Raw genomic sequence first — 22772 nt, 5'->3', positions numbered from 1 at the left:
AGCCTGCCACGGGCAATCGCGCGAACCGGCGAGGCCCTGTCTCCGCCAGGGAATGCGCTCCTAGGGTTGCGCCAGGATCTCCGCGCAGATTCTTTCCACCTGCAGCGTCGCATCCGGCGCCAGGCTATCCACGATCCGGCGGTCCGGCTGCGCGCGCAGCCAGGTAATCTGGCGCTTGGCCAGCTGCCGCGTCGCGGCGATGCCTTGCTCGCGCGCCGTCGGCAGGTCGATTTCGCCATCCAGGTAGGCCCAGATCTGGCGGTAGCCCACGCAGCGTACCGACGGCAAGCCCGTATGCAGATCGCCACGGGCGCGCAGCGCGGCGACTTCATCGACCAGTCCCTGTTCCAGCATCGTGTCGAAGCGCTGCGCGATGCGCGCATGCAGCGCGGCCCGGTCGGCGGGCTCCATGCTGATGGTGACGTAGTGATGGTCCCGCGCCTGCTCCGGCTCCCGATGCGGAGCCGGATCCTGACCATTGCGCTCGGCCGGCGCCGGTCGCGCGGCGGAGCGCCGGAACAGCGAGGACATCGGCCTTCCACTGACAATGCAGACCTCCAGCGCCCGCTGGATGCGCTGGCTGTCGTTCGGCTTCAGCCGCGCCGCCGTCACCGGGTCCAGGCGGGCCAGCTCATCGTGCATGGCCGGCCAACCCACCTGCGCGGCGCGTGCTTCCAGCGATGCCCGCAGCGCCGGGTCCGCCGACGGCAGATCGTCCAGCCCGTCGCGCAGCGCCTTGAAGTAGAGCATGGTGCCGCCCGCCAGCAGCGGAATGCGGCCGCGCGCATGTATGTCGTCTATCAGGCGCAAGGCGTCGGCGCGGAACTCGGCGGCCGAATAGGCCTGCGCGGGATCGCGAATATCCAGCAGATGCTGTGGCACGCGGGCGCGCTCTTCGGCACTGGGCTTGGCGGTGCCGATGTCCATCCCGCGGTAGATGGTCGCCGAATCGACATTGACGATTTCCAGCGGCCAGCGACGCGCCAGCGCCAGCGTGGCGGCGCTTTTGCCGGCCGCGGTGGGGCCGGTCAGGCAGAGGATGGTACGGCGGGTCATGCCGTGACGCCGTGCGCGCAGGCGCGCATACACATGGCCATGCCCCTTATTGCCCGCGCAGGAAAAGCCGGTCCAGCTCCGCCACCGACCATTGCACCCAGGTAGGGCGGCCATGGTTGCACTGGTCCGCGCGCTCCGTCGCTTCCATGCGGCGCAGCAGGGCGTTCATCTCTTCGATGGTCAGGCGCCGGTTGGCGCGTACCGAGCCGTGGCATGCCATGGTCGCCAGCAGCTCGTTGCGCTGTTCGGTCAGCAGCCTCGACACACCGACCGTCGCAAGGTCGCGCAGAAGCGCGCGCGCCAGCGATTCCACATCGCCGCGCGCCAGCAGCGCCGGCACGGAACGTACCGCGATGGATGCCGGCCCCGCGGGGCGCATGCGGAAACCCAGCTCTTCGAGCTGTTCTTCGCATTCCTCCACCAGGGCCACGTCTTTTTCCTGCGCATTGAAGACGACCGGCACCAGCAGGTCCTGGCGCGGCATGCTGCGCGCGTCGAGCGCGTTCTTCAGCTGTTCATATACGACGCGTTCGTGCGCCGCGTGCATATCCACCAGCACGAGGCCGCGCTTGTTCTGCGCCAGGATATAGATGCCGTGCAACTGGCCCAGCGCCATGCCCAGGGGATATTCCTCGTCCGCCGGCAGGGCGCTGCCGCCGGGGGCGGGTTCGCGCAGCGATGGGGTGGGCTGCATGCCCGCGGCTTCCGCCATCGCCGCCGCGTAGTCGACCACCGCCGCCGGGATGTCGCCGCCGCCGTGCTGCATGGGAGCCTTCGCGTGCGCCGCACCTGCGCCGCCCAAGCCATTGGCGCCAGCCGCTCCATGGGCGCCTGCCAAACCGCCATTGCCGCCAGCGCCCGTGCCATCGTCCAAGGGACGATACAGGCTTTGCCAGTCGCTCGAGCCGCCGCTTGCGGGCGACGTGTGCAGACGGAAAGGCATTTGCGTGTGCTGCCGATATGCCGGACTCGCCGGGTTCGTCCTCGGGGACGCCGCGGCGCCGCCGGCCCAGCCCGTCCCGCCGCTGCCGGCCGCGGCGGTCTCGCCGGCGCCGTCAGGCGCCCGATCCGGGGCGTCAGCCGGCCCCGCCACGCCCGGGACGCTCTGTCCGCCGGTCTGCGCCAGCGTATCCGCCACGGACTGCGACACGAAGCGATGCACCGCGCCGCTATCGCGGAAACGCACTTCATGCTTGGCGGGATGGACATTCACGTCCACCGCGGCGGGATCGATGTCGAGGAACAGCACATAGGCCGGCTGGCGATCCCCATGCAGCACGTCCGCATAGGCGCTGCGCAACGCATGGCTGACGGTACGGTCGCGTACGAAGCGGCCGTTGACGTAGAGGTATTGCCGGTCGGCGCGCGCCCGCGCCGCGGTGGGCCGGGTCACCATGCCGCTCAACGCAACGGGCCCGACCGCGCGGCTGATCAGCAGCCCCTGGTCGGCGAATTCCGCTCCCAGCACGTCGCGGATCCGCTGCGGTGGGTCCGCCGGCAGCCATTGACGGTGCGCCCGGTCATGGTGGAACAGGCGGAAGGCGATGCGTGGATGAGCAAGCGCGATGCGCTCCATGGCGTCCAGGCAATGGCCGAACTCGGTTGCCTCGGACCGCAGGAATTTGCGCCGCGCCGGCACCGCGTCGAACAGCTGACGCACGTCCACGGTGGTCCCTGCCGGCCCCGAGGCCGGCGCGATCTCACCGGTGCCGGCGTCGATCTGCGACGCGTGGGAGGCGTCGCGCGTACGCGAAATCAAGGTGACCTGCGCGACCGAAGCGATGGAGGCGAGCGCTTCGCCGCGGAAACCCATGGACGCCACCGCTTCCAGTTCATTCAACGTGGCGATCTTGCTGGTCGCGTGGCGGCGCAAGGCCAGGGGAAGTTCGTCCGGCGGGATGCCGCCGCCGTCGTCGGTGACCGCGATGCGCCGGATCCCGCCGCCTTCCAGCCGCACTTCAATGGCCCGCGCGCCTGCGTCGATGGCGTTCTCCAGCAACTCCTTCAGCACGGAGGCGGGGCGTTCAATGACCTCGCCGGCGGCGATCTGGCTGATCAACAGGTCGGGCAGGGCGGCGATGGGGCGGCGATCGGACATGGACAAAGATAACTCAGGGTTTGCGATCGATTTTAGCCGGGCTGCCGGGTCGGCTATAGTCGCGGGCTACGCCCATCCTTACTTACCTGATTTCGCCGGCATGCTCGATCTACTCAACATGGTGTTGCACGTCGACCAGACGCTTGGGATCTGGGTCGCCAAATATGGCGCCTGGGTCTATCTGGTCCTGTTCCTGATCGTCTTCGGTGAAACGGGTTTCGTCGTTCTGCCATTCCTGCCTGGCGATTCGCTGTTGTTCATCGCCGGCGCCTTCGGCGCATCGGGCCACATCGACCCCATGCTGCTGGCCGTGCTCCTGATCGTGGCGGCAATCACCGGCAATACCCTGAACTATGCGATCGGCCGCTATATCGGGCCGCGCGTGTTCTCCATGAACGTGCGCTTCCTGGACCGCGCCGCGCTGATGCGCACGCATGCGTTCTACGAAAAGCACGGCGGCAAGACCATCGTGCTGTCGCGCTTCATTCCCTTGGTGCGCACCTTCGCGCCCTTCGTCGCCGGCGTGGCGGAAATGAGCGTGGCGCGTTTCCAGCTCTTCAATATCACCGGCGCCATCCTGTGGGTGGGCAGCCTGGTGGCGGCCGGCTATTTCTTCGGCAACATCCCGGCGGTCAAGGAGCACCTGAACCTGATCGTGCTGGTGGGACTGGCGGCGGCCATTGCGCCGCTGGTCCTGGCGGGCGTATGGAAACTGCTGCGCCGCCGCCGGCCGGCTAGCTGACGTCGCCAACCCGCGCCAACGGCGGGTTGGTGGTCAGATAGCGTTGTATGCCCGTGAACATGGCCAACGCCAGCTTGTCCTGGTGAGCCGACGATTTCAGCAGCGCTTCCTCGTTGGGATTGCTGATGAACGCCGTTTCCACCAGGATGGAAGGAATGTCCGGCGCCTTCAACACGGCGAAACCGGCCTGTTCGACGTCGTCCTTGTGCAGCCGGTTGATCTTCTTGATTTCTTCCAGCAGCACGCTGCCCAGCTTCAGGGAGTCGTGGATCTGCGCCGATGTCGAGAGGTCCAGCAGGACCTTCGCGACCTGTTCGTCATGCGCGCCGAGGTTCACGCCGCCGATCAGGTCGGCGGCGTTTTCCTTGTTCGCCATCCACCGCGCCGCGGCGCTGGATGCGCCACGCTGCGACAGCGCAAACACCGATGAGCCGCTCGCGCTGGGCTTGATCCAGGCATCCGCATGGATGGATACGAACAGGTCCGCGCGCACGCGACGGGCCTTCTGTACGCGGACGTGCAGCGGGACGAAGTAATCGTCGTCGCGCGTCAGATAGGCGCGCATATTGGGCTGCGCGTCGATCAAGGCCTTCAACCGGTGCGCGATGCGCAGGACAACGTCTTTTTCACGCAGGCCGGTCTGGCCGCTGGCGCCGGGGTCTTCGCCGCCGTGGCCGGGATCCAGCGCGATGGTAAGCATGCGCTTGCGCCCGCTGAGTTTCGGCGTGGGCTCGCTGGGGCGCGGCAGGGCCACCGCGGGCGGCGGATTGTTCGGCAGCGGCGCGGGCGGCGGGATCGTCGCCGTGGCGGGGCCGGGCGGATTGCGCGAGATATCGTCCAGGATGCGCGCCAGCGGATCGTCCACGTCCGGTCCGGGCGGTTTCTTCAGGATCGCCATCAAGGGATCCTGGGCCACCTTGGGATACAGGTCCAGCACCAGCCGGAACTGATAATCCGCCACCGGCTTGAGCGTGAAGATCTGCGGCGCCACCGCCTGCTTCAGATCGAAGACCAGGCGCACGACATTGGGACGGTTCTGCGCGATGCGCAGCGAGCGGATATACGGATCGTCCTTGCGTATCTTGGCCGCCAGATCGTTCAGCGACTGGCTCATCGACAGGCCCTGGATATCGACGACCAGCCGGTCGGGATTTTCCAGCGTGAATTGTTCCGCCTTGAGCTCGCTGTCCAGTTCGAGCGTAACCCGCGTGTATTCGTCGGCCGGCCAGGTCCGCACCGCCAGTATGGTGGCGGCCTGGGCCAGGCGTGGGATGACGGGAAGGACGAGCAGCGTGGCCGCGGCGCCGATCAGGCGGCGCCGGGTGAGGGCGCTCCGGTGGACCGGGGCGCCTGCGGGGGGACAATCGCGTTCAGCCATAGTTGTCCTCGAGCGGTATGCGCGGTCAACGTGGCGTCGCGTCCTTGATCGGCGTAAGCCAGGCTTATGTGCAGATCGGGAGGGGGCAATAAGCCCTCCGCCCGCTCCGGCCATTCGATCAAAACGACCACATCATCCCGCAGTAAATCGCGGAATCCTGCGTCCAGCCACTCGCGCGGATCGCTAAATCTATAAAAATCAAAGTGATAGAAGTATAAGTTAGAAACTTTATAGCTTTCAAGCAGGGCATAGCTCGGACTTTTGATCCGGCCCTTAATGCCGCTTTCGCGCAACAGCGCGCGGACGAAGGCGGTCTTCCCGGCGCCCAGGTCGCCGGAGAGGTGGATCCGGCCTCCGGGCGGCGTGATGCCGGCGCTGCCGTCCAGCAAGGGCGCGAAACGCCGCGCCAGGTCGTCGGTGGCGAGGTCGTCGGGCAGATGCAGGGTCAGGCTGCTGGAGGGGGACATGACGCGGGGCGAGTGGTAAAAACAAAGGATTATAGGAACGCCGGCGCGCGCCGCGACGGCGAACAACGGAGCCGCATCACCATGAAGACCCGCACCGAGAAAGACACCTTCGGCCCTATCGACGTCCCGGCCGATCACCTGTGGGGCGCGCAGACGCAGCGGTCGCTGCAGTTCTTCGCCATCTCCACGGAGAAGATGCCGGTGCCGCTGGTCGATGCGATGGCGAGGCTGAAAAAGGCCGCGGCGCAGGTCAACGCCCAGCTTGGCGAACTGGATGGCGGCATCGCGGACGCCATCGTCAAGGCCGCCGATGAAGTCATCGCCGGAAAATGGCCCAACGAATTTCCCTTGTCGGTCTGGCAGACCGGCTCGGGCACGCAAAGCAATATGAATATGAACGAGGTGCTGGCCAATCGCGCCTCGGAAATCCTGGGCGGCGAGCGCGGCGAAGGCCGCAAGGTGCATCCCAACGACCACGTGAACCGCGGCCAGTCGTCCAACGACACCTTCCCCACGGCGATGCACGTGGCGGCCGCCGTGCAGGTCGAACAGCATCTGCTGCCCGCCCTGAAGGCGCTGCGCGCCACGCTGGCGGAAAAGAGCGCGGCGTTCTACGACATCGTCAAGATCGGCCGCACCCATCTGCAGGACGCCACGCCGCTGACGCTGGGCCAGGAACTGTCCGGCCACGTGGCGCAGCTGGACCTGTCCGAACAGCAGATACGCGCGGCGCTGCCGGGCCTGCATCAATTGGCGATCGGCGGCACGGCCGTGGGCACCGGCCTGAACGCACACCCCGAGTTCAGCGCGCGCGTGTCGGCGCAGCTGGCGCATGATACCGGCGCGGCTTTCGTATCGGCGCCCAATAAATTCCAGGCGCTGGCTTCGCATGAAGCGCTGTTGTTCATGCATGGCGCCTTGAAAACGCTGGCGGCGGGCATGATCAAGATCGCCAACGACGTGCGCTGGCTGGCCAGCGGCCCCCGTTCCGGCCTGGGCGAAATCAGCATCCCGGAAAACGAGCCCGGCAGCTCCATCATGCCCGGCAAAGTGAATCCCACGCAGTGCGAGGCCGTCACGATGCTGGGCGCCCAGGTGCTGGGCAACGACGTCGCCATCAACATCGGCGGCGCCAGCGGCAACTTCGAGCTGAATGTCTTCAAGCCGCTGCTGATACACAACTTCCTGCAGTCGGTGCGCCTGCTGGCCGACGGCATGAACAGCTTCAACGAACACTGCGCCAAGGGCATCGAGCCCAACCACCAGCGCATCGCCGAACTGGTGGATCGTTCGCTGATGCTCGTCACCGCCTTGAATCCGCACATTGGCTACGACAAGGCCGCGCAGATCGCCAAGAAGGCGCACAAGGAAAACCTGTCCTTGAAGGAAGCGGCCTTGCAGCTCGGCCATGTGACCGAGGCGCAGTTCCAGCAATGGGTGGTGCCGGCCGACATGACCAACGCCAAGCGGAAGCCGTAATCATCGGCGCCGGCCCGTGCCGTCCAGGAGACGGCATGGGCCCGTGGCGGCATGGCATGCCGCCCGCGTGCCGGCGCGCGGCTCGCTCAGGGGCAGTCCCCGTACCTCCTGTAAACGAATGCTGCTATCCTGCCGATTGTGCAGGAATGCGCACCGGCCCAAGAAGCAAAGGAAATGCGCATCCGCAGTCAAATCAGCCCGCGACGGGCGGGTTGAAGAACATACAGGAGATCCTTCAAATGATGAAAATGCGCACGCTGGCGCTGGCAATCACGTTGGGCGCGGGTGTACTCGCCACCTCCGCCCAGGCCGCCGACAAATATCCCAGCCATGCCATCCGGGTGATCGTGCCGTTCGCGCCGGGCGGCTCCACCGACATCATCGCGCGCCTGGTCACCCAGCGCATGAGCCAGGAACTGGGCCAGCCCATGGTCGTGGAAAACAAGGGCGGCGCGGGCGGCGCCATCGGCGCGGCCGAAGCCGCCAAGGCCGCGCCAGACGGCTATACGCTGTCCATCGCTACCGTGTCGACCATGGCCGTGAACCCGGCCTGCCGTCCCAACGATCTGCCCTACGATCCCATCAAGGACTTCCAGCCGGTCACCAACTTCGCCAACACCGCGAACGTGGTTTCGGTGAATCCCAAGAAGATGCCGGTCAAGGATTTCAAGGAATTCCTGGATGTGCTGAAGAAGAATCCGGGCAAGTATTCCTACGGCAGCTCGGGCACCTGCGGCGTGCTGCACCTGATGGGCGAGTCCTTCAAGCTGGCCACGGGTACGGACATCGTGCACGTGCCGTACAAGGGATCGGGTCCCGCGCTGGCCGACGCTGTCGGCGGCCAGATCGAAATCCTGTTCGACAACCTGCCGTCGTCCATGCCGCAGATCCAGGCCAAGGCGATCAACGCGATGGCGGTGGCCTGGCCCACCCGCATCAAGACGATGCCCAATGTGCCCACCTTCGCGGAAGTCGGCTTCCCCGCGGTGAACCAGCCGGTGTGGTACGGCCTGCTGGCGCCCGCCGGCACGCCGATGGACATCGTCAACAAGCTGCGCGACGCCGCCGTGGTGGCGCTGAAGGATCCCAAGGTGATCAAGGCGCTGGACGAGCAGGGCTCCGAACCGTCCGGCAACACGCCGGAGGAATTCGCCAAGGAAATCAAGTCGCAGTACGACTGGGCGAAGGAAATCGTCAAGAAGCAGAACATTAAGCTGGAGTAAGCGCGGTATATCGGCGCGAGACCAGGAAAAGCCAGGCGCCGAGCCTGGCTTTTCTTTTCTACAATCCCGCATCATGAGCAAAACAAGACACGTATCCGAAACACCGGCGACGCAATTCCTGAAGCAGCACAAGGTGGCTTATACCGAGCACACCTATGACTATGTGGACCACGGCGGCGCCGGCGAGGCCGCGCGCCAACTGGGCCTGGACCCGCATGCCGTAGTCAAGACGCTGGTGATGGAAGACGAAGCGGCGCGGCCCTTGATCGTGCTGATGCACGGCGATCGCGAAGTGTCGACCAAGAACCTGGCGCGGCAGGCGGGCTTGAAAAAGGTCGGCCCGTGCCATCCGGAAGTCGCGCAGCGCCATTCCGGTTATCAGGTGGGCGGCACGTCGCCCTTCGGTACCCGCAAGCGCATGCCGGTGTGGGTGGAGGCCAGCGTACTCGACTATCCGGCCGTCTACGTCAACGGTGGCCGGCGCGGCTACCTGATCGGCATCGCGCCTGCGGTGCTGGTCGATCTGCTGGGCGCGCGCCCGGTGACGGTCGCGCTGGAATAGCGAAGATCCATGCGGTCTGTGCGAATGGGCACATACTGCCACGGCAGGGACCGGCGATCCGGCCGGCGCCGGTCGCGTGTGCCGGTCGCATGTTTCGGCGAATATGCAGTGATCACGCCTCCGGCGTGCGAACATGCCGGCGCCGGTATTCCGCCGGCGTAACGCCGACATGCTTGTAGAACGCCCGGCGCAGCGTATCGGCGTTGGCGAAGCCGCATTCCGCCGCGACTTGCTTGGGCATGCGCGCCCCGGATTCCAGCATGGCCCGCGCCGCTTCGACGCGTGCCGCTTCCACCCATGACGCGGGCGTGACGCCGGTCTCCGCCCGGAACAGCCGCGCGAAATGACGCGGGCTGAGCCCCGCGTGTTCCGCCAGGCTGGCGACGTCATGCCGCAGGCCGGGATTGGCCGCGACCCAGCGCTGCACCTCCTGCAGCACCGAACGGCCGGCCGGATGCGTTTCGCCCTTGCGGCTGAACTGCAACTGGCCGCCCGGACGCTTGAAGAACATCACCAACTGGCTGGCCACGCGCCGCGCGACGTCGCGCCCCAGGTCTTCCTCCACCAGCGCCAGGGCCAGGTCCAGCCCGGCCGTCACGCCGGCGGCGGTGCGTAGCTTGCCGTCGCGCACGTAGAGGGCGTCTTCGTCCACCGTAATCGTCGGGTACGCCTGTACCAAGGTCCGGACCGCCGCCCAATGGGTGGTGATGCGACGCCCATCCAGCAGCCCCGCGGCTGCCAGCACGAAGGCGCCGGTGCAGACCGATCCGTAGCGCCGCGCCCGCTTTGCGCTGGCGCGCAGCCATTCGATCACGTCCCTGCGCAAGGCCAACTGGTGCGCATGCGGGGCGCCAGCGACCAGCAGCGTATCGAAGCGCGCGTCCGTCTGCCCCGCGACGGCATCCGGCAGCATCCGTACGCCGGATGAACTGCGCAACGGTCCGCGCTCGTAGCCGACGACATGCAGCTCATAACAGGCGCGCCCGGCTTCCACATTCGCCTGAGCGAATACGTCCAAGGGGCCCGATACGTCCAGCAACTGCACCCCGGGCAGGGCCAGGATGGCGATGGATCTGGCCATTTCCGATGAGGCTCCACTCATGTCCCGATGACACGCGAAATGGCAGTATATGACGTATACCGCCGATTGATGCCAGGGCGTCGCGATCGCACAATGGCCGCACACACTTTCCCCGGAGCAGCAATCATGACCCTGAGCGTAGGCGGCATCGCCATCCCCGATAGCCGGTTGGCGCGCGAGATCACCGACCTGGTGCGCGACACCGAATCGTCCCTGCTATTCCATCATTCGAGCCGGGTGTACTACTTCGGCGCGCTGGCCGGCAAGCGGCGCGGCCTGAAGTTCGATCCGGAGCTGCTGTACGCGGGCGCCATGTTCCACGACATGGGCCTGACCCATCGGCATGCCAGCGACGACCTGCGTTTCGAAGTGGACGGCGCCAACGCGGCGCGCGACTTCCTGCAGAGCCGCGGGATCGCGTGGGAGGATATTGATCTGGTCTGGACGGCGATCGCGCTGCACACGACGCCTGGCATCCCCGAACATATGCATCCCGTCGTCGCGCTCGTGACGGCCGGGGTGGAGATGGATGTGCTGGGGATCGATTATTCCGGCTTGGCCGATGCCGACCGCGAAGCCGTCGTGCACGCGCATCCGCGCGGCGAGCACTTCAAGGAAAATATCATCCAGACCTTCTACGAGGGTATCAGGCACAAGCCGGATACCACTTTCGGCAACGTCAAGGCCGACGTCATCGCCGACAAGGAGCCGCATTTTCATCGCGGCAATTTCTGCAGCGTCATCCGCAATTCGGCCTGGCGGTCCTGAAGACCCCGTGGAACCCAGGCGCCGCGTTCGCGGCGCCGGAGCGGGATTTCACATCATCGCGACTTCGTTCTGCACGAACTTGCGAATGCGCACGGCGTCGGCGATGCGCGAATACTTGCCTTGCGAGTCGAGCAGCACGATGGCCAGCTCGCGGCCCTGCATGTTGACCAGCATCACCAGGCATTCACCGGCTTCGTTGATGAAGCCGGTTTTCGATACCTTGATGTCCCAATCCGCGTTGCGCACCAGCGCGTTGGTATTGCGGAACGTGCGCACATGGCCCTTGCCCATGTCGACATCGTATTCCGTATCCGTGGTGTAGCGATGGATCAGCGGCCGCTGCGCGGCGGCGCGCAACAGGCGCGCCAGGTCGCGCGGCGAGGACACGTTTTCGCTGGACAGGCCGGTGGGTTCGACGAAGTGCGTGTCCATCATGCCCAGATCGCGGGCCTTGGCGTTCATGGCCTTGACGAAGGCCGGCATGCCGCCGGGGTAGTAGCGGCCCAGGGCATGGGCGGCGCGGTTCTCCGAGGACATCAAGGCAATGTGCAGCATGTCGGCACGCGTCAGGCGCGAACCAACGGGCAGGCGCGAAGCGGCGTGGCGCAGGCGGTCGATGTCGTCATCGGTGACCTCCAGCATCTCGTCCATGGGCTGGTTGGCATCCACCACCACCAGCGCGGTCATCAGCTTGGAAATCGAGGCGATGGGCTTGATCGTGTCTTCGTTCTTGGAGAAGAGCACGGTGGACGTGGCCAGATCCTGCACATAGGCCACGCTGGAACGCAAGGCGGCAGCCTGGGCCGAGGTCGTGGCCGGCGCGGCGGCGGCGGTGACCTTGCTGCGCGTAGCCGTGCTCTTGTGGGAGACGACTTTGCTGCCCGATTTGGTGGTCGTATCCGCGACCACTTCCTTGCGCACGGTCGTATTGGTCTTGCCGGCGGGCGTTTTCTTGGCGACCGTGGTCGTCTTGCTCTGCGTTTTCGCCACCGTCGTCTTGTTGCCGGTCTTGGCGGTGGTCGTGCTCTTGGTGACGGTCGTGGTCGTGCTGGTCTTCGGCGCCGCCTTCGCTTGCGCCGCCTTGCAGGCCGCGGACTTGGCGTTCACCTTGCAGGGATCAGCTGCCGCCGCCCGGGCGCCGGGCGATAGCAATAGGGAGGCGGCAATCAGCACCGGCGCGGCCGCTGTTACCACTGAACGTGTCGAAAATAGCGCCATGGTTAGGACATGTCCGTAAGACTGAATCGACGCACCGCCCTGGGGCGCGTCAGAAAATTGAATCGAATTATAGGGTTAGCCCAAGAATTTAAACAATCTTTTTAAGCTTCCGGGGGCATCATATCCGAGATGGCGACGAAATGCGTCCGACGCGTGCTCATCCGTGGCGCGCGGCGACGCCCGGAATATTGCATGCATCAGCATGCCGGCCTATGAATGCGAGGGGGAGTGAAGAGGCGGCCCGCGTCGTCAGCCCGGGGGGCGTCGGAAGAAATTGGGGCAGTACTGGATGGCAGGCGGCTTGAGAACCAAGCGCGCCAGGGGGCGGATACGGTGCGGTGGCCTCGCCGGGTGGAATCGAACCACCAATTGACCCTTAGGAGGGGCCGGTTATATCCATTTAACTACGGCGAGATTTCGCGGCCGGGCAGTGTGACGCGTATGACGGAGGCCGCGTCAGGAAGGATTGCGATTCTAACACTGGCCCCTAAGGGTGGCATCGCCGCCCCGGGGCAGGTCGCGAAGGGTTGCGCGTCCTGCCCCGGGGCGCCTCTACAGGCGTTACACCATCTGCCAGCTATCGGCGCGTTCGCGGGTAGCGGGCGTCTGCATTGGCTGCGAGCCGGCGCCGGCGGCCGCGGCTTGCGGCAAGAGTTCGGCGTAAGGGCGCAGCAGGCTCTTCAACTGTTCCGCCATTTGTCGCGTCTGCGGCCGGATGGCTTCGAGCGCCTTGTCCCAGGCGCGGTCATGGGTGACGCGAGCATTGTCGCAAGCATCGAAGAACGCGTGCGTCATCGGATAAGGATTCCTGCCGTTCGCGACCGTGTATTCGCACTGCTGTTTTACCGCCTCGCCGTAGACGCCGAAGAACTCGGCGGCCTGTGCCGACATACCGGGGTGCTGGAAAGACTTCATATTGGCCAGCACCGTGTCGACGATACGGATGGTTTCGGCGCACTGGGGTTCTTCCGCCAGTTCGCGGTGGATGATGGCGGCCTTGGCGTTTTCCAGCACTTTGGTCATTTGCTCCTGGCAGTGCGAGGTTTGCGTATTGGCCTGCAACTGCTGGATCGATTGCTGGAGCATCGCCTTCGTCTTGGCGTCCACGAACGGCTGGGCCAGCATGACGCGCATGGATTCGACTGCCGAGGTCTCGGCCTGCGCGACTTCCTCCGAGAAGTACACGGGCGGCGTTGCGGCCGCCGAGGCATTGCCAGGATTCTTGTACAGATAGCTGACGAAGGTGTTGGCGCACCATTGCGGAAGGGCCGGTTCGCCGTTGGTCCCGCGGAAATTTTCGAAGACGATGTCTTCCTTGGACAGGTGCTTGTCGAGGTAGCTCATCTGGGCATTGAACTGATCCTGCCGGTTCTGCGAATTGAGCGCTTCGACGGTGGCCTGCAGGGCGGCTTGCATCATGGGGTTGGTGTTGATGGTCACGTTTGAATCTCCTTGCGGGTGAACACGATGCCTTTGGGCGGGGCCTTCGTGCCTGGCCACATTCGCTGGTTCCGGCCCGTCCCTGTTTTGATTCCATTGCGGACGGGATTACCGCTCATGTTCGGCGACGGTTCATCGCGCGGCGTGACGCCGGCGTCTCGGCTGGAAACGGGCCCGGATCTCGAACCTGCTAGAATCTTGTCTGGCGGGCCCCTTCGCATGGTCCGGCGGTGAACCTGGTCAGGTCGGGAACGAAGCAGCCATAGCCGTTTAGGGTCAGTGCCGGAGTAAGGCTCGCCTTCCCGAATACGCCACAGAAGGACGGATCAGGTGCCCGGCATCGCTCCGTCCTTTCTTGTTCTGGCGCCGCGCGCTCTACAATCCGCCCATGACCTATCTCGTATTGGCCCGCAAGTGGCGGCCACGCTCGTTCGATACCCTGGTCGGACAGGATCATGTGGTGCGCGCGTTGACGCACGCGCTGGATACCCAGCGGTTGCACCATGCCTGGCTGTTCACCGGTACGCGCGGCGTCGGCAAGACCACGCTGTCGCGCATCCTCGCCAAGTCGCTCAATTGCCAAACGGGTATCACCTCCAAGCCCTGCGGGGTTTGCCAGGCATGCACGGAGATCGATGCCGGGCGCTTTGTCGACTATCTGGAGCTGGACGCGGCGTCGAACCGCGGCGTCGATGAGATGACGCAGCTGCTGGAGCAGGCGGTGTACGCGCCGGGGGCGGGGCGCTTCAAGGTCTACATGATCGACGAAGTCCACATGCTTACCGGCCACGCCTTCAACGCCATGTTGAAGACGCTGGAAGAGCCGCCGCCGCATGTCAAGTTCATCCTGGCGACGACCGATCCGCAGAAGATCCCGGTCACGGTGCTGTCGCGCTGCCTGCAGTTCAATCTGAAGCAGATGCCGCCCGATGCGATCGTCGGGCATCTGCGCCAGGTGCTCGGCGAAGAGCAACTGGCCTTCGAGGTGCCGGCGTTGCGGCTGATCGCGCAGGCGGCTTCCGGCTCCATGCGCGATGCTCTTTCGCTGACGGATCAGGCCATTGCGTATAGCGCCGGCAATCTGACGGAAGAAGCCGTGCGGGGCATGCTGGGCACCATAGACCAGCGGCATCTGGTGCGGCTGCTGGACGCCCTGGGCGCCGGCGACGCGCGCGCGGTGCTGGCGGTGGCAGATGAACTGGCCACGCGCGGGCTGTCGTACGGCGGCGCGCTGGCGGACCTGGCCGGGCTGTTGTCGCGCGTGGCGATCGAGCAGCGGGTGGCTGGGGCGATTTCCTCGGACGATCCGCTGGCGGCCGATATTGCCCGTCTGGCGCGCAGCCTGCATCCGGATGCTGTCCAGCTGTTCTATTCCGTGGCCGTGCATAGCCGCGGCGAACTGGCGCTGGCGCCGGATGAGTATGCGGGCTTCGTCATGGCGTGCCTGCGCATGCTGTCCTTGAGCGGCGATGCCGGGCCGCAAACCCTGCCGGCCATGCCGCCCGCGGCAGCGGCTGGTGCGTCCGCGACACCGGCAGCCGTCCCCGCATCCGCCGCCGCGCCGTCTCAGGCCGTTGCGTCCGCGCCGGTTGCCGCCGCTGCGCCGGCTCAGGCTCCCGCGTCCGCGCCGGTTGCGGCCGCCGCCCCGTCTCAGGCTCCCGCGTCCGCGTCGGTTGCGGCCGCCGCATCGTCCCAGGCTCCCGCATCGGCCGCGGACGCCGCGCCATCGCACGCCGTGGCGTCCGCGCCGGCGGCGGCTGATGCCGCGGCGCGGCCTGGCGCGGCTGCGTTGGCCGCAACGCAGCCTGCTTCCGCGGTGACGCCGCGGTCCGCGCCGGCCGCCGGCCTTGCGCCTTGGGATGATGTGCCTGGCGCTGGCCCCGCCGCGGGCGCGGCTTCCTCCGATAGTCAGCCAGAACCCGCCCCCGCGCATGCGTCGGCGGCGGTATCCGCGTCCCCGGCGACACCTGCGGTACCGGCAGCGTCAGCATCCCCGGCGACATCCGCGGCGCCAGCAGCGTCCGCGGCAACGGCACCGGCAACGGCACCGGCAACGGCACCGGCACCCGCGGCGCCTGTAAGCACCGCGCCGCCCGCGGCCGACGACGGCCCGCCGGCCTGGGTCGACGAGGCCATCCCCGACGACGCGGAAGGCGGCTACGACGCCTACTCCGGGCCGGACGGCGAAGGATTCATCGCCAGCCCCGACGACGACGATTTCGAAACCATGGCCACCGGCGCCGGCATGGGGGCTTCCGCGGCCTCGGCGGCCTCGCCCGTGCGCCGCGCGCCGGCACGGGGCGGCCTATCGAACGGCGCCCCGCGCGCCGCATCCCGCCGCGGCCCGCGCGTGACCGATATGTCCGAAGCCAACTGGCCGGAGCTGGCCGCCCGCCTGCCCGTCACCGGCCTGGCCGCCGAACTGGCCCGCCAGAGCGAATGGCAGGGCGTGCAGGGCGACACGGTCATACTGCGCGTGGCTGTCCGTACGCTGGCCGACAGCGCCAGCCGCGTGCGCTTGCAGACTGTGTTGTGCGAACACTTCGGCCAGAGCCTGCGCCTGGAAGTACTGGTAGGCGCCACCGGTGAAGCCACCGCGCACGCGGTCGCGCAGCAAGTGCGGGCCGAACGGCAGAAAGCGGCGGAAGCCGCCGTGGACGCCGATCCTTTCGTGCAGGCGCTGTTATCGGATTTCGGCGGCCAGGTGGTGCCCGGCTCCATCCGCCACGTCGATCCGCCGGCCGCGGCCGCCCACTGAACGTGGCCGCCTTACCCTATTCGTTTATCCGCTGAAAAGGATGCTTCCATCATGATGAAAGGACAATTGGCAGGCTTGATGCGTCAAGCCCAGCAAATGCAGGAAAACATGAAAAAGGCGCAGGAAGCGCTGGCCGACATCCTGGTCGAAGGAACGTCGGGCGGCGGCCTGGTCAAGGTCACCATGTCCTGCCGCAACGACGTCAAGCGCGTCGCCATCGATCCGTCGCTGACGGGCGACGACAAAGACATGCTGGAAGACCTGGTGGCGGCCGCCTTCAACGACGCCCTGCGCAAGGCCGAGGCCACCGCGCAGGAGAAGATGTCCGGCGTCACCGCCGGCATGCCCCTGCCACCGGGGATGAAGTTCCCCTTCTGAACCCGCACGGCGCACCCGCGCGTCGCGCCCCGGTCCTGAGCGGCCGCCGCGGCACGCGGATTCGCGTCCATGCCGGCGTCCGCGCGACCCATGGAACCTACGCTTCCCGAACCCGAACCCCTGCGTGCCCTGATCGAGGCGCTGCGGCGCCTGCCCGGCGTGGGCGTGCGCTCGGCCCGGCGCATGGCGTACCACCTGCTGCAGCACGATCCGCGCGGCGCGGACCTGCTCGGCCAGGCGCTGGCGTCGGCCGTTCACAACCTGCGCCATTGCGCGCGCTGCAACAGCTTCACGGAAGAGGAAATCTGCGCGACCTGCGGCAATCCCAAGCGTGATCCGACGCAGCTGTGCATCGTGGAAACGCCGGCCGACCAGAACATGATCGAGTCCAGCCACGGCTATCGCGGCCTGTACTACGTGCTGATGGGACGCGTTGCGCCGCTGGAAGGCGTCGGTCCGCGCGAGCTGGACTTCGAACGCCTGCTGGCGCGTGCCGGCGACGGCGTCGTCACCGAGGTCATCCTGGCGACGAACTTTACGGCGGAAGGCGAGACCACCGCGCATTTCCTCGGCGAAGCGCTGCGCGAACGCGGCTTGTCCGTGACCCGCCTTGCGCGCGGTGTGCCGGCCGGCAGCGAGCTCGAATACGTGGATGCGGGCACCATCGCTTGGGCGCTGATGGAGCGCAAGGCAACGTAAGGCGCGGGCCGGCAGGGTCCGGTCCGTCGAATGACAACGGAGACTATCCTCATGTCCGCCTTGACCGGACTGAAAGTCCTTGAACTCGGCACGCTGATCGCCGGCCCTTTCGCGGCACGGATGTTCGGCGAATTCGGCGCCGACGTCATCAAGATCGAAACGCCCAATGGGCCGGACGGCAAGGGCGGCGGCGATCCCATCCGCACCTGGCGGCACCTGCACGAAGGCAATTCGCTGTGGTGGACCGTGCAGGCCCGCAACAAGCGTTCGGTGGCCCTGAACATGAAGGACCCCGCGGCGCGCGAAGTCGCCTTGAAGCTGGCGCTGGACGCCGACGTCATCATCGAAAACTACCGCCCCGGCGTCCTGGAGAAATGGGGCCTGGGCTACGAACAGCTGCGCGCCCTGAATCCCGCCACCATCATGGTGCGCCTGTCCGGCTACGGCCAGACGGGCCCGTTGCGCGACCGTCCCGGTTTCGGCGCGATCGGCGAATCCATGGGCGGGCTGCGCTATGTATCGGGCCATCCCGACCGCCCGCCGGTGCGCGTCGGCATATCGATAGGCGACTCCATCGCCGCGCTGCACGGCGTCATCGGCGCCATGATGGCCTTGCGGCATCGCGACGCCACCGGCGGCCGCTGGAACGGCACGTCGGGCGGGCAGGGGCAGATGGTGGACGTGGCCCTGTACGAAGCCGTCTTCAACATGATGGAAAGCCTGGTGCCGGAATACGACGTCGCCGGCGTGGTGCGCGAGCGCACCGGCGGAGCGCTGCCGGGCATCGTGCCATCCAACACCTACACCACCCGCGACGGCCAGAACATCGTCATCGCCGGCAATGGCGATGCCATCTTCCATCGCCTGATGCTGGCCATCGGCCGCGACGACCTGGCTCACGACCCCGCGCTGGCGCGCAACGACGGCCGGGCTCGCCGGGTGGACGACATCGACGGCGCCATCCAGGCCTGGTGCGATACGCACAGCATCGATGAAGCCCTGGACACCCTGCAGCGCGCCGACGTGCCGGTCGGCAAGATCTACAGCGTGGCCGACATGTTCAGCGATCCGCAGTTCCTGGCGCGCGGCATGATCGAGCAGCATCGCTTCGCCGACGGCAGCCCGGTCAAGCTGCCGGCCGTCACGCCCAAGCTGTCGGAAACCCCCGGCGGGACGCGCTGGGTGGGCCCGCGCTTAGGGGAACATACCGAGGAAGTGCTGAAATCCCTGGGGTATGATGCTGCGGCTATCGCCGCCCTGGCTGCTTCGGGCGCCATCGGCACATAGGATTCACCACCTGGAGACAAAAAAATGTCCGTGACTCGACGTGATTGGCTCAAGCTTGCCGGCGCGGCAGGCGCCCTGGGCCTGGCCCCCGCCATCGTGCGGGCGCAGAAGCTGGAAAAGAAAGAGGTCGCGATCGCCGTGGGCGGCAAGGCGCTGACCTACTACCTGCCCCTGACCATCGCCGAAGTCCGCGGCTACTTCAAGGATGAAGGCCTGGACGTCACCATCGCCGATTTCGCCGGCGGCGCCAAGGCCTTGCAGGCCGTGGTGGGCGGCAGCGCGGACGTTGTCTCCGGCGCCTTCGAGCACGCGCTGAACCTGCAATCCAAGGGCCAGTTCTATCGCGATTTCGTGCTGCAGGGCCGCGCGCCCATGATCGGCTTCGGCGTGTCGACCAAGAACATGCCGAACTACAAATCGCCCGCCGACCTGAAGGGCAAGAAGATCGGCGTGACCGCGCCGGGCTCGTCCACCAATATGGTGGTGAACTTCTTCCTGGCCAAGCATGGCCTGAAGGCTTCGGACGTCTCCATCATCGGCGTGGGCGCCGGCGCCGGCGCGATCACCGCGCTGAAAACCGGCCAGATCGACGCCATCTCCAATACCGATCCCGTGGTCACGGCGCTGGAAAAATCGGGCGACCTGAAGATCGTCGTCGATACCCGCACGCTGAAGGACACCAAGGAAATCTTCGGCGGCAACATGCCGGCCGGCTGCCTGTATTGCTCGCAGAGCTATATCGACGCCAACCCGAATACCGTGCAGGCCCTGGCCAACGCCATTGTGCGCGCCGACAAGTGGATCCAGGCGCAACGCAACAATCTGGACGCCATCGTCAACGCGGTGCCCAAGAGCTACCTGCTGGGCGAGCCGGAAGTCTACAAGGCCTCCCTGCAGGCCAGCATGGACGGTTTTTCGCCGGACGGCATCATTCCCGAAGACGGCGCCGCCACGGCGGTCAGGGCGCTGGCCGCCTTCGTGCCCGACTTCGATCCCAAGAAGGTCGATCCGTCCAAGATGTGGACCAACGAGTTCGCCAAGCGCGCCAACCAGAAGTATCCGAATGGCTGACGCAGCACTCGCGCTGGACAATATCACCTGCACCTTCGTTTCCCGGGAAGGGGGTCAGCGCTATACCGCCGTCCGGGACGCCAGCCTGTCCATCGCGCCAGGCGAGTTCGTCTCCGTGGTCGGCCCGACCGGCTGCGGCAAGTCCACCTTGCTGAACGTCGGCGCGGGCCTGCTGGCCCCGTCGTCGGGCCAGGTGCGCGTGTTCGGCCAGCCGCTGTCCGGCATCAATAGCCGCGCCGGCTATATGTTCCAGGGCGAGGCGCTGATGCCCTGGCGCAACGCGCTGGACAACGTCACGGCCGGGCTGCAGTTCGCCCGCCTGTCCCCCCGGGAGTCGGCGGAGCGCGGCCGTGAATGGATGCGCCGCGTCGGCCTGGGCGGGTCCGAGCACCGCTATCCCCACCAGATGTCCGGCGGCATGCGCAAGCGCGTGATGCTGGCGCAGACGTTGATCCGCGATCCCGACATCATCCTGATGGACGAGCCGTTTTCCGCCCTGGATATCCAGACGCGCCAACTGATGGAAAACGAAGTCCTGGAGCTGTGGATGGCCAAGCGCAAGGCCGTCCTGTTCATCACGCACGACCTGGACGAAGCCATCGCCATGAGCGACCGCGTCGTGGTGCTGTCGGCCGGCCCGGCCACGCATCCCATCGGCGAGTTCGCCATCGACCTGCCGCGTCCGCGCGACGTGGCGGAAGTCCGCACGCATCCGCGCTTCGTCGAGCTGCACGCCGCCATCTGGAACGTGCTGCGCGAGGAAGTGCTCAAGGGCTATGCCCAGCAGAAACAGGCCTGACGGCCGCAACGAAAGACGCCTAGGCTGCCCCTGTCCAACATGATCAAAACCGGTACCAAATTCCTGCGCCTGTGGCAGATTTCGCTCCTGGTCATCCTGCTGCTGGCCTGGCATATCGCTTCACGCAGCCCGAACATCGCCTTCTTCTTCGGCCAGCCGCTGGAAGTCGCGCAACGCATCTGGGCCTGGTTCATCACGGACGGCGATATCTATCGGCATCTGTGGGTGACGCTGACCGAAACCGTGCTCGCCTTTCTGATCGGCACGGTGGCCGGGCTGGCCTGCGGCCTGTGGCTGGGGCTGTCGCCCAAGGCCAGCGCGATCCTCGATCCCTACATCACCGCCGCCAACTCCATGCCGCGCGTCATCCTGGCGCCTATTTTCGGCATGTGGTTCGGCCTGGGCATCTGGTCCAAGGTCGCGCTGGCGGTCACCCTGGTGTTCTTCATCGTTTTCTTCAATGTCTACCAGGGCGTGCGCGAGGTCAGTACGACGCTGCTCGACAATGCCCGCATGCTGGGCGCCGACCGCCGTCAGTTGCTGCGCTATGTCTACCTGCCGTCGGCCACCAGCTGGGTGTTCTCCAGCCTGCACACGTCCGTGGGCCTGGCCTTCGTCGGCGCCGTCGTGGGTGAATACCTGGGCTCGGCCAGCGGCGTCGGCTACCTGATCCTGCAGGCCGAAGGCACGCTGGACGTCAACACGGTCTTTGCCGGCATCGTGGTGCTGACCCTGTTCGCGCTGGTGCTCGACGGTATCGTCACCCTGGTGGAGCGGCGCCTGATGAAATGGCAGCCGCGCGCCGGCGAAACAGAAAAGTTGTAACCCCCCGAAGCGCTGCGCGCTTCCCCCAAGGGGGCGACGCTGGCGGACCGGCGGAGCCGGATCCGCGGCGTCCCGGATCGGCTGCGGCGGCTGCGTGCGTCGGATGGTGATGAAGGCCGTTTTCGAAGCGCTGCGCGCTTCCCGCGACCAGCCCGCGTGGGCCGCAAAGCCAGCGCTGGCGCGGCTTTCCGGGGAAAAAAGCGGTTCAGGTTATAATCCCAAGGTTTGATTACTGAATTCTCAAGCCGGGGTTTATCGTGCTGCCGCAACTATTTCCAGGGGTTTTTTCCGAGGGGTCCGATGGGGTGCATCGGCCTTCTCCCGCTATTCTGGCCCTGGCGGACGGTACCGTATTCCGCGGCATTTCCATCGGCGCGCCGGGGCACACCGTGGCGGAGGTCGTGTTCAACACCTCCATGACCGGCTACCAGGAAATCCTGACCGATCCCAGCTACGCCGGCCAGATCGTCACGCTGACCTACCCGCATATCGGCAATACCGGCGTCAACCATGAAGACGTCGAATCGCGCCAGGTGTTCGCTTCCGGCCTGATCGTGCGCGACTGCCCGGCCCGCGTGTCGAATTTCCGCTCCACCAGCTCGCTGCCCGACTACCTGAAGGCGCAGGGCATCGTCGCCATCGCCGGCATCGATACCCGCAAGCTGACGCGCATCCTGCGGGAAAAGGGCGCCCAGGGCGGCTGCATCCTGGTTGGCGACGACGTCGATCGCGCCCTGGAGCTGGCGCGCGCCTTCCCCGGCATGTCGGGCCAGGACCTGGCCAAGACGGTATCGATCGACAAGCGGAGCGAATGGTCCGAAGGCACGTGGCACCTGGGCCAGGGCTTCAGCCACCCCAAGACCGACAAGTTCCACGTTGTTGCCTACGATTTCGGCGTCAAGAGCAACATCCTGCGCCTGCTGGCCGACCGTGGCTGCCACATCACCCTGGTGCCGGCCCAGACGCCCGCCGAAGAAGCGCTGAAACTGAACCCGGACGGGCTGTTCCTGGCCAACGGCCCCGGCGACCCCGAGCCTTGCGACTACGCCGTCGACGCCACGCGCGCCTTCCTGGACCGCAAGCTGCCGGTGTTCGGCATCTGCCTGGGCCACCAGATCATGGGCCTGGCGGTAGGCGGCAAGACCCGCAAGATGAAGACCGGCCACCACGGCGCCAACCACCCCGTGCAGGACATCAACAGCAAGCGCGTCTTCATCACCAGCCAGAACCACGGCTTCGAAGTGGACGCGGCCACGCTGCCGAAGAACGCCCGCGTTACCCATATTTCCTTGTTCGACGGCACGTTGCAGGGCTTCGAACTGACCGACCGGCCCGCCTTCTGCTTCCAGGGACACCCTGAAGCCAGCCCGGGGCCGCACGACATCCTCGTGCTATTCGACAAGTTCATCAGCCAGATGTCCGGCCAAGCCAAGACTGCCTAAA

The 22772-nt window shown here is 66.3% G+C and carries 20 protein-coding genes, 1 tRNA gene and 1 other RNA gene; 14 read left to right on the top strand and 8 right to left on the bottom strand.

What is annotated here, in order from left to right; all coding sequences use genetic code 11:
- Window positions 1-60: 60 nt before the first annotated feature.
- Window positions 61-1056, bottom strand: a complete 996-nt coding sequence (gene miaA / locus ACNA0R_RS06205; RefSeq protein WP_415825085.1) for a tRNA (adenosine(37)-N6)-dimethylallyltransferase MiaA — start codon at window positions 1054-1056, stop codon at window positions 61-63.
- A 46-nt stretch (window positions 1057-1102) separates the two neighbouring features.
- Window positions 1103-3154 carry a DNA mismatch repair endonuclease MutL gene (gene mutL / locus ACNA0R_RS06200; protein ID WP_415825084.1) on the bottom strand — a complete coding sequence of 684 codons (2052 nt, stop codon included), beginning with the start codon at window positions 3152-3154 and terminating at the stop codon, window positions 1103-1105.
- Between the two features lie 100 nt (window positions 3155-3254).
- Here mutL and ACNA0R_RS06195 point away from each other — a divergent pair, with 100 nt between their 5' ends.
- Window positions 3255-3896 (top strand): VTT domain-containing protein, encoded by a 642-nt coding sequence (locus tag ACNA0R_RS06195; RefSeq protein ID WP_415825083.1) that lies wholly within the window; start codon window positions 3255-3257, stop codon window positions 3894-3896.
- Here ACNA0R_RS06195 and ACNA0R_RS06190 read toward each other — a convergent pair.
- Window positions 3889-5274 (bottom strand): N-acetylmuramoyl-L-alanine amidase, encoded by a 1386-nt coding sequence (locus ACNA0R_RS06190; protein WP_415825082.1) that lies wholly within the window; start codon window positions 5272-5274, stop codon window positions 3889-3891. The genes ACNA0R_RS06195 and ACNA0R_RS06190 overlap by 8 nt on opposite strands.
- Window positions 5205-5741, bottom strand: coding sequence for a tRNA (adenosine(37)-N6)-threonylcarbamoyltransferase complex ATPase subunit type 1 TsaE (tsaE, locus tag ACNA0R_RS06185; RefSeq protein WP_415825081.1), 537 nt, complete (start codon window positions 5739-5741; stop codon window positions 5205-5207). The genes ACNA0R_RS06190 and tsaE overlap by 70 nt, the downstream gene beginning before the upstream one ends.
- Before the next feature lie 81 nt (window positions 5742-5822).
- Between tsaE and fumC the strand changes: the two genes are divergently transcribed.
- The 3 genes from fumC to ybaK all read left to right on the top strand — a co-directional run bounded on the left by fumC (window position 5823) and on the right by ybaK (window position 9005).
- Window positions 5823-7220 (top strand): class II fumarate hydratase, encoded by a 1398-nt coding sequence (gene fumC, locus ACNA0R_RS06180; protein WP_415825080.1) that lies wholly within the window; start codon window positions 5823-5825, stop codon window positions 7218-7220.
- 239 nt (window positions 7221-7459) lie between these two features.
- Window positions 7460-8443 (top strand): tripartite tricarboxylate transporter substrate binding protein BugE, encoded by a 984-nt coding sequence (locus ACNA0R_RS06175; protein WP_415825079.1) that lies wholly within the window; start codon window positions 7460-7462, stop codon window positions 8441-8443.
- 73 nt (window positions 8444-8516) lie between these two features.
- Window positions 8517-9005 carry a Cys-tRNA(Pro) deacylase gene (ybaK, locus tag ACNA0R_RS06170; RefSeq protein WP_415825078.1) on the top strand — a complete coding sequence of 163 codons (489 nt, stop codon included), beginning with the start codon at window positions 8517-8519 and terminating at the stop codon, window positions 9003-9005.
- Between the two features lie 112 nt (window positions 9006-9117).
- On the opposite strand, the gene ACNA0R_RS06165 is transcribed toward ybaK, so the two are convergent.
- The gene (locus tag ACNA0R_RS06165) at window positions 9118-10086 is read right to left on the bottom strand and encodes a GlxA family transcriptional regulator (protein WP_415825077.1); all 969 of its coding nucleotides are present in this window, start codon (window positions 10084-10086) and stop codon (window positions 9118-9120) included.
- 126 nt (window positions 10087-10212) lie between these two features.
- On the opposite strand from ACNA0R_RS06165, the gene ACNA0R_RS06160 reads away from it, so the two are divergent.
- The gene (locus ACNA0R_RS06160; protein ID WP_415825076.1) at window positions 10213-10854 is read left to right on the top strand and encodes an HD domain-containing protein; all 642 of its coding nucleotides are present in this window, start codon (window positions 10213-10215) and stop codon (window positions 10852-10854) included.
- 48 nt (window positions 10855-10902) lie between these two features.
- Here the strand turns inward: ACNA0R_RS06160 and pbpG are convergent, their stop codons facing one another.
- The 3 genes from pbpG to ACNA0R_RS06145 all read right to left on the bottom strand — a co-directional run bounded on the left by pbpG (window position 10903) and on the right by ACNA0R_RS06145 (window position 13512).
- Entirely contained in the window at window positions 10903-12072 is a 1170-nt protein-coding gene (gene pbpG / locus ACNA0R_RS06155; protein ID WP_415825075.1) for a D-alanyl-D-alanine endopeptidase, read from the bottom strand.
- Between the two features lie 339 nt (window positions 12073-12411).
- Window positions 12412-12486 (bottom strand) — tRNA-Arg (locus tag ACNA0R_RS06150).
- 147 nt (window positions 12487-12633) lie between these two features.
- Window positions 12634-13512: a hypothetical protein gene (locus tag ACNA0R_RS06145; protein ID WP_415825074.1), complete on the bottom strand. Its 879-nt coding sequence runs from the start codon at window positions 13510-13512 to the stop codon at window positions 12634-12636.
- Window positions 13513-13716: 204 nt separating this feature from the next.
- Between ACNA0R_RS06145 and ffs the strand changes: the two genes are divergently transcribed.
- The 9 genes from ffs to carA all read left to right on the top strand — a co-directional run bounded on the left by ffs (window position 13717) and on the right by carA (window position 22771).
- Window positions 13717-13814, top strand: an RNA gene (gene ffs / locus ACNA0R_RS06140) — signal recognition particle sRNA small type.
- An 86-nt stretch (window positions 13815-13900) separates the two neighbouring features.
- Window positions 13901-16270 carry a DNA polymerase III subunit gamma/tau gene (dnaX, locus tag ACNA0R_RS06135; protein ID WP_415825073.1) on the top strand — a complete coding sequence of 790 codons (2370 nt, stop codon included), beginning with the start codon at window positions 13901-13903 and terminating at the stop codon, window positions 16268-16270.
- Window positions 16271-16321: 51 nt separating this feature from the next.
- Window positions 16322-16648: a YbaB/EbfC family nucleoid-associated protein gene (locus ACNA0R_RS06130; RefSeq protein ID WP_086063738.1), complete on the top strand. Its 327-nt coding sequence runs from the start codon at window positions 16322-16324 to the stop codon at window positions 16646-16648.
- A 90-nt stretch (window positions 16649-16738) separates the two neighbouring features.
- Window positions 16739-17347 carry a recombination mediator RecR gene (gene recR, locus ACNA0R_RS06125; protein ID WP_415825072.1) on the top strand — a complete coding sequence of 203 codons (609 nt, stop codon included), beginning with the start codon at window positions 16739-16741 and terminating at the stop codon, window positions 17345-17347.
- 51 nt (window positions 17348-17398) lie between these two features.
- Window positions 17399-18634, top strand: coding sequence for a CaiB/BaiF CoA transferase family protein (locus ACNA0R_RS06120; RefSeq protein ID WP_415825071.1), 1236 nt, complete (start codon window positions 17399-17401; stop codon window positions 18632-18634).
- A 24-nt stretch (window positions 18635-18658) separates the two neighbouring features.
- Window positions 18659-19705, top strand: coding sequence for an ABC transporter substrate-binding protein (locus ACNA0R_RS06115; RefSeq protein WP_415825070.1), 1047 nt, complete (start codon window positions 18659-18661; stop codon window positions 19703-19705).
- Entirely contained in the window at window positions 19698-20504 is an 807-nt protein-coding gene (locus ACNA0R_RS06110) for an ABC transporter ATP-binding protein (protein WP_415825069.1), read from the top strand. The genes ACNA0R_RS06115 and ACNA0R_RS06110 overlap by 8 nt, the downstream gene beginning before the upstream one ends.
- Before the next feature lie 39 nt (window positions 20505-20543).
- Window positions 20544-21329, top strand: coding sequence for an ABC transporter permease (locus ACNA0R_RS06105; protein ID WP_415825068.1), 786 nt, complete (start codon window positions 20544-20546; stop codon window positions 21327-21329).
- 305 nt (window positions 21330-21634) lie between these two features.
- Window positions 21635-22771, top strand: coding sequence for a glutamine-hydrolyzing carbamoyl-phosphate synthase small subunit (carA, locus tag ACNA0R_RS06100; RefSeq protein ID WP_415825067.1), 1137 nt, complete (start codon window positions 21635-21637; stop codon window positions 22769-22771).
- Window position 22772: the final 1 nt, after the last annotated feature.

This window comes from Bordetella sputigena (assembly GCF_965137885.1).
Taxonomy (GTDB): Bacteria; Pseudomonadota; Gammaproteobacteria; order Burkholderiales; family Burkholderiaceae_B; genus Bordetella_C; species Bordetella_C sputigena.
This window is presented reverse-complemented; position numbering and strand designations above follow the sequence as displayed.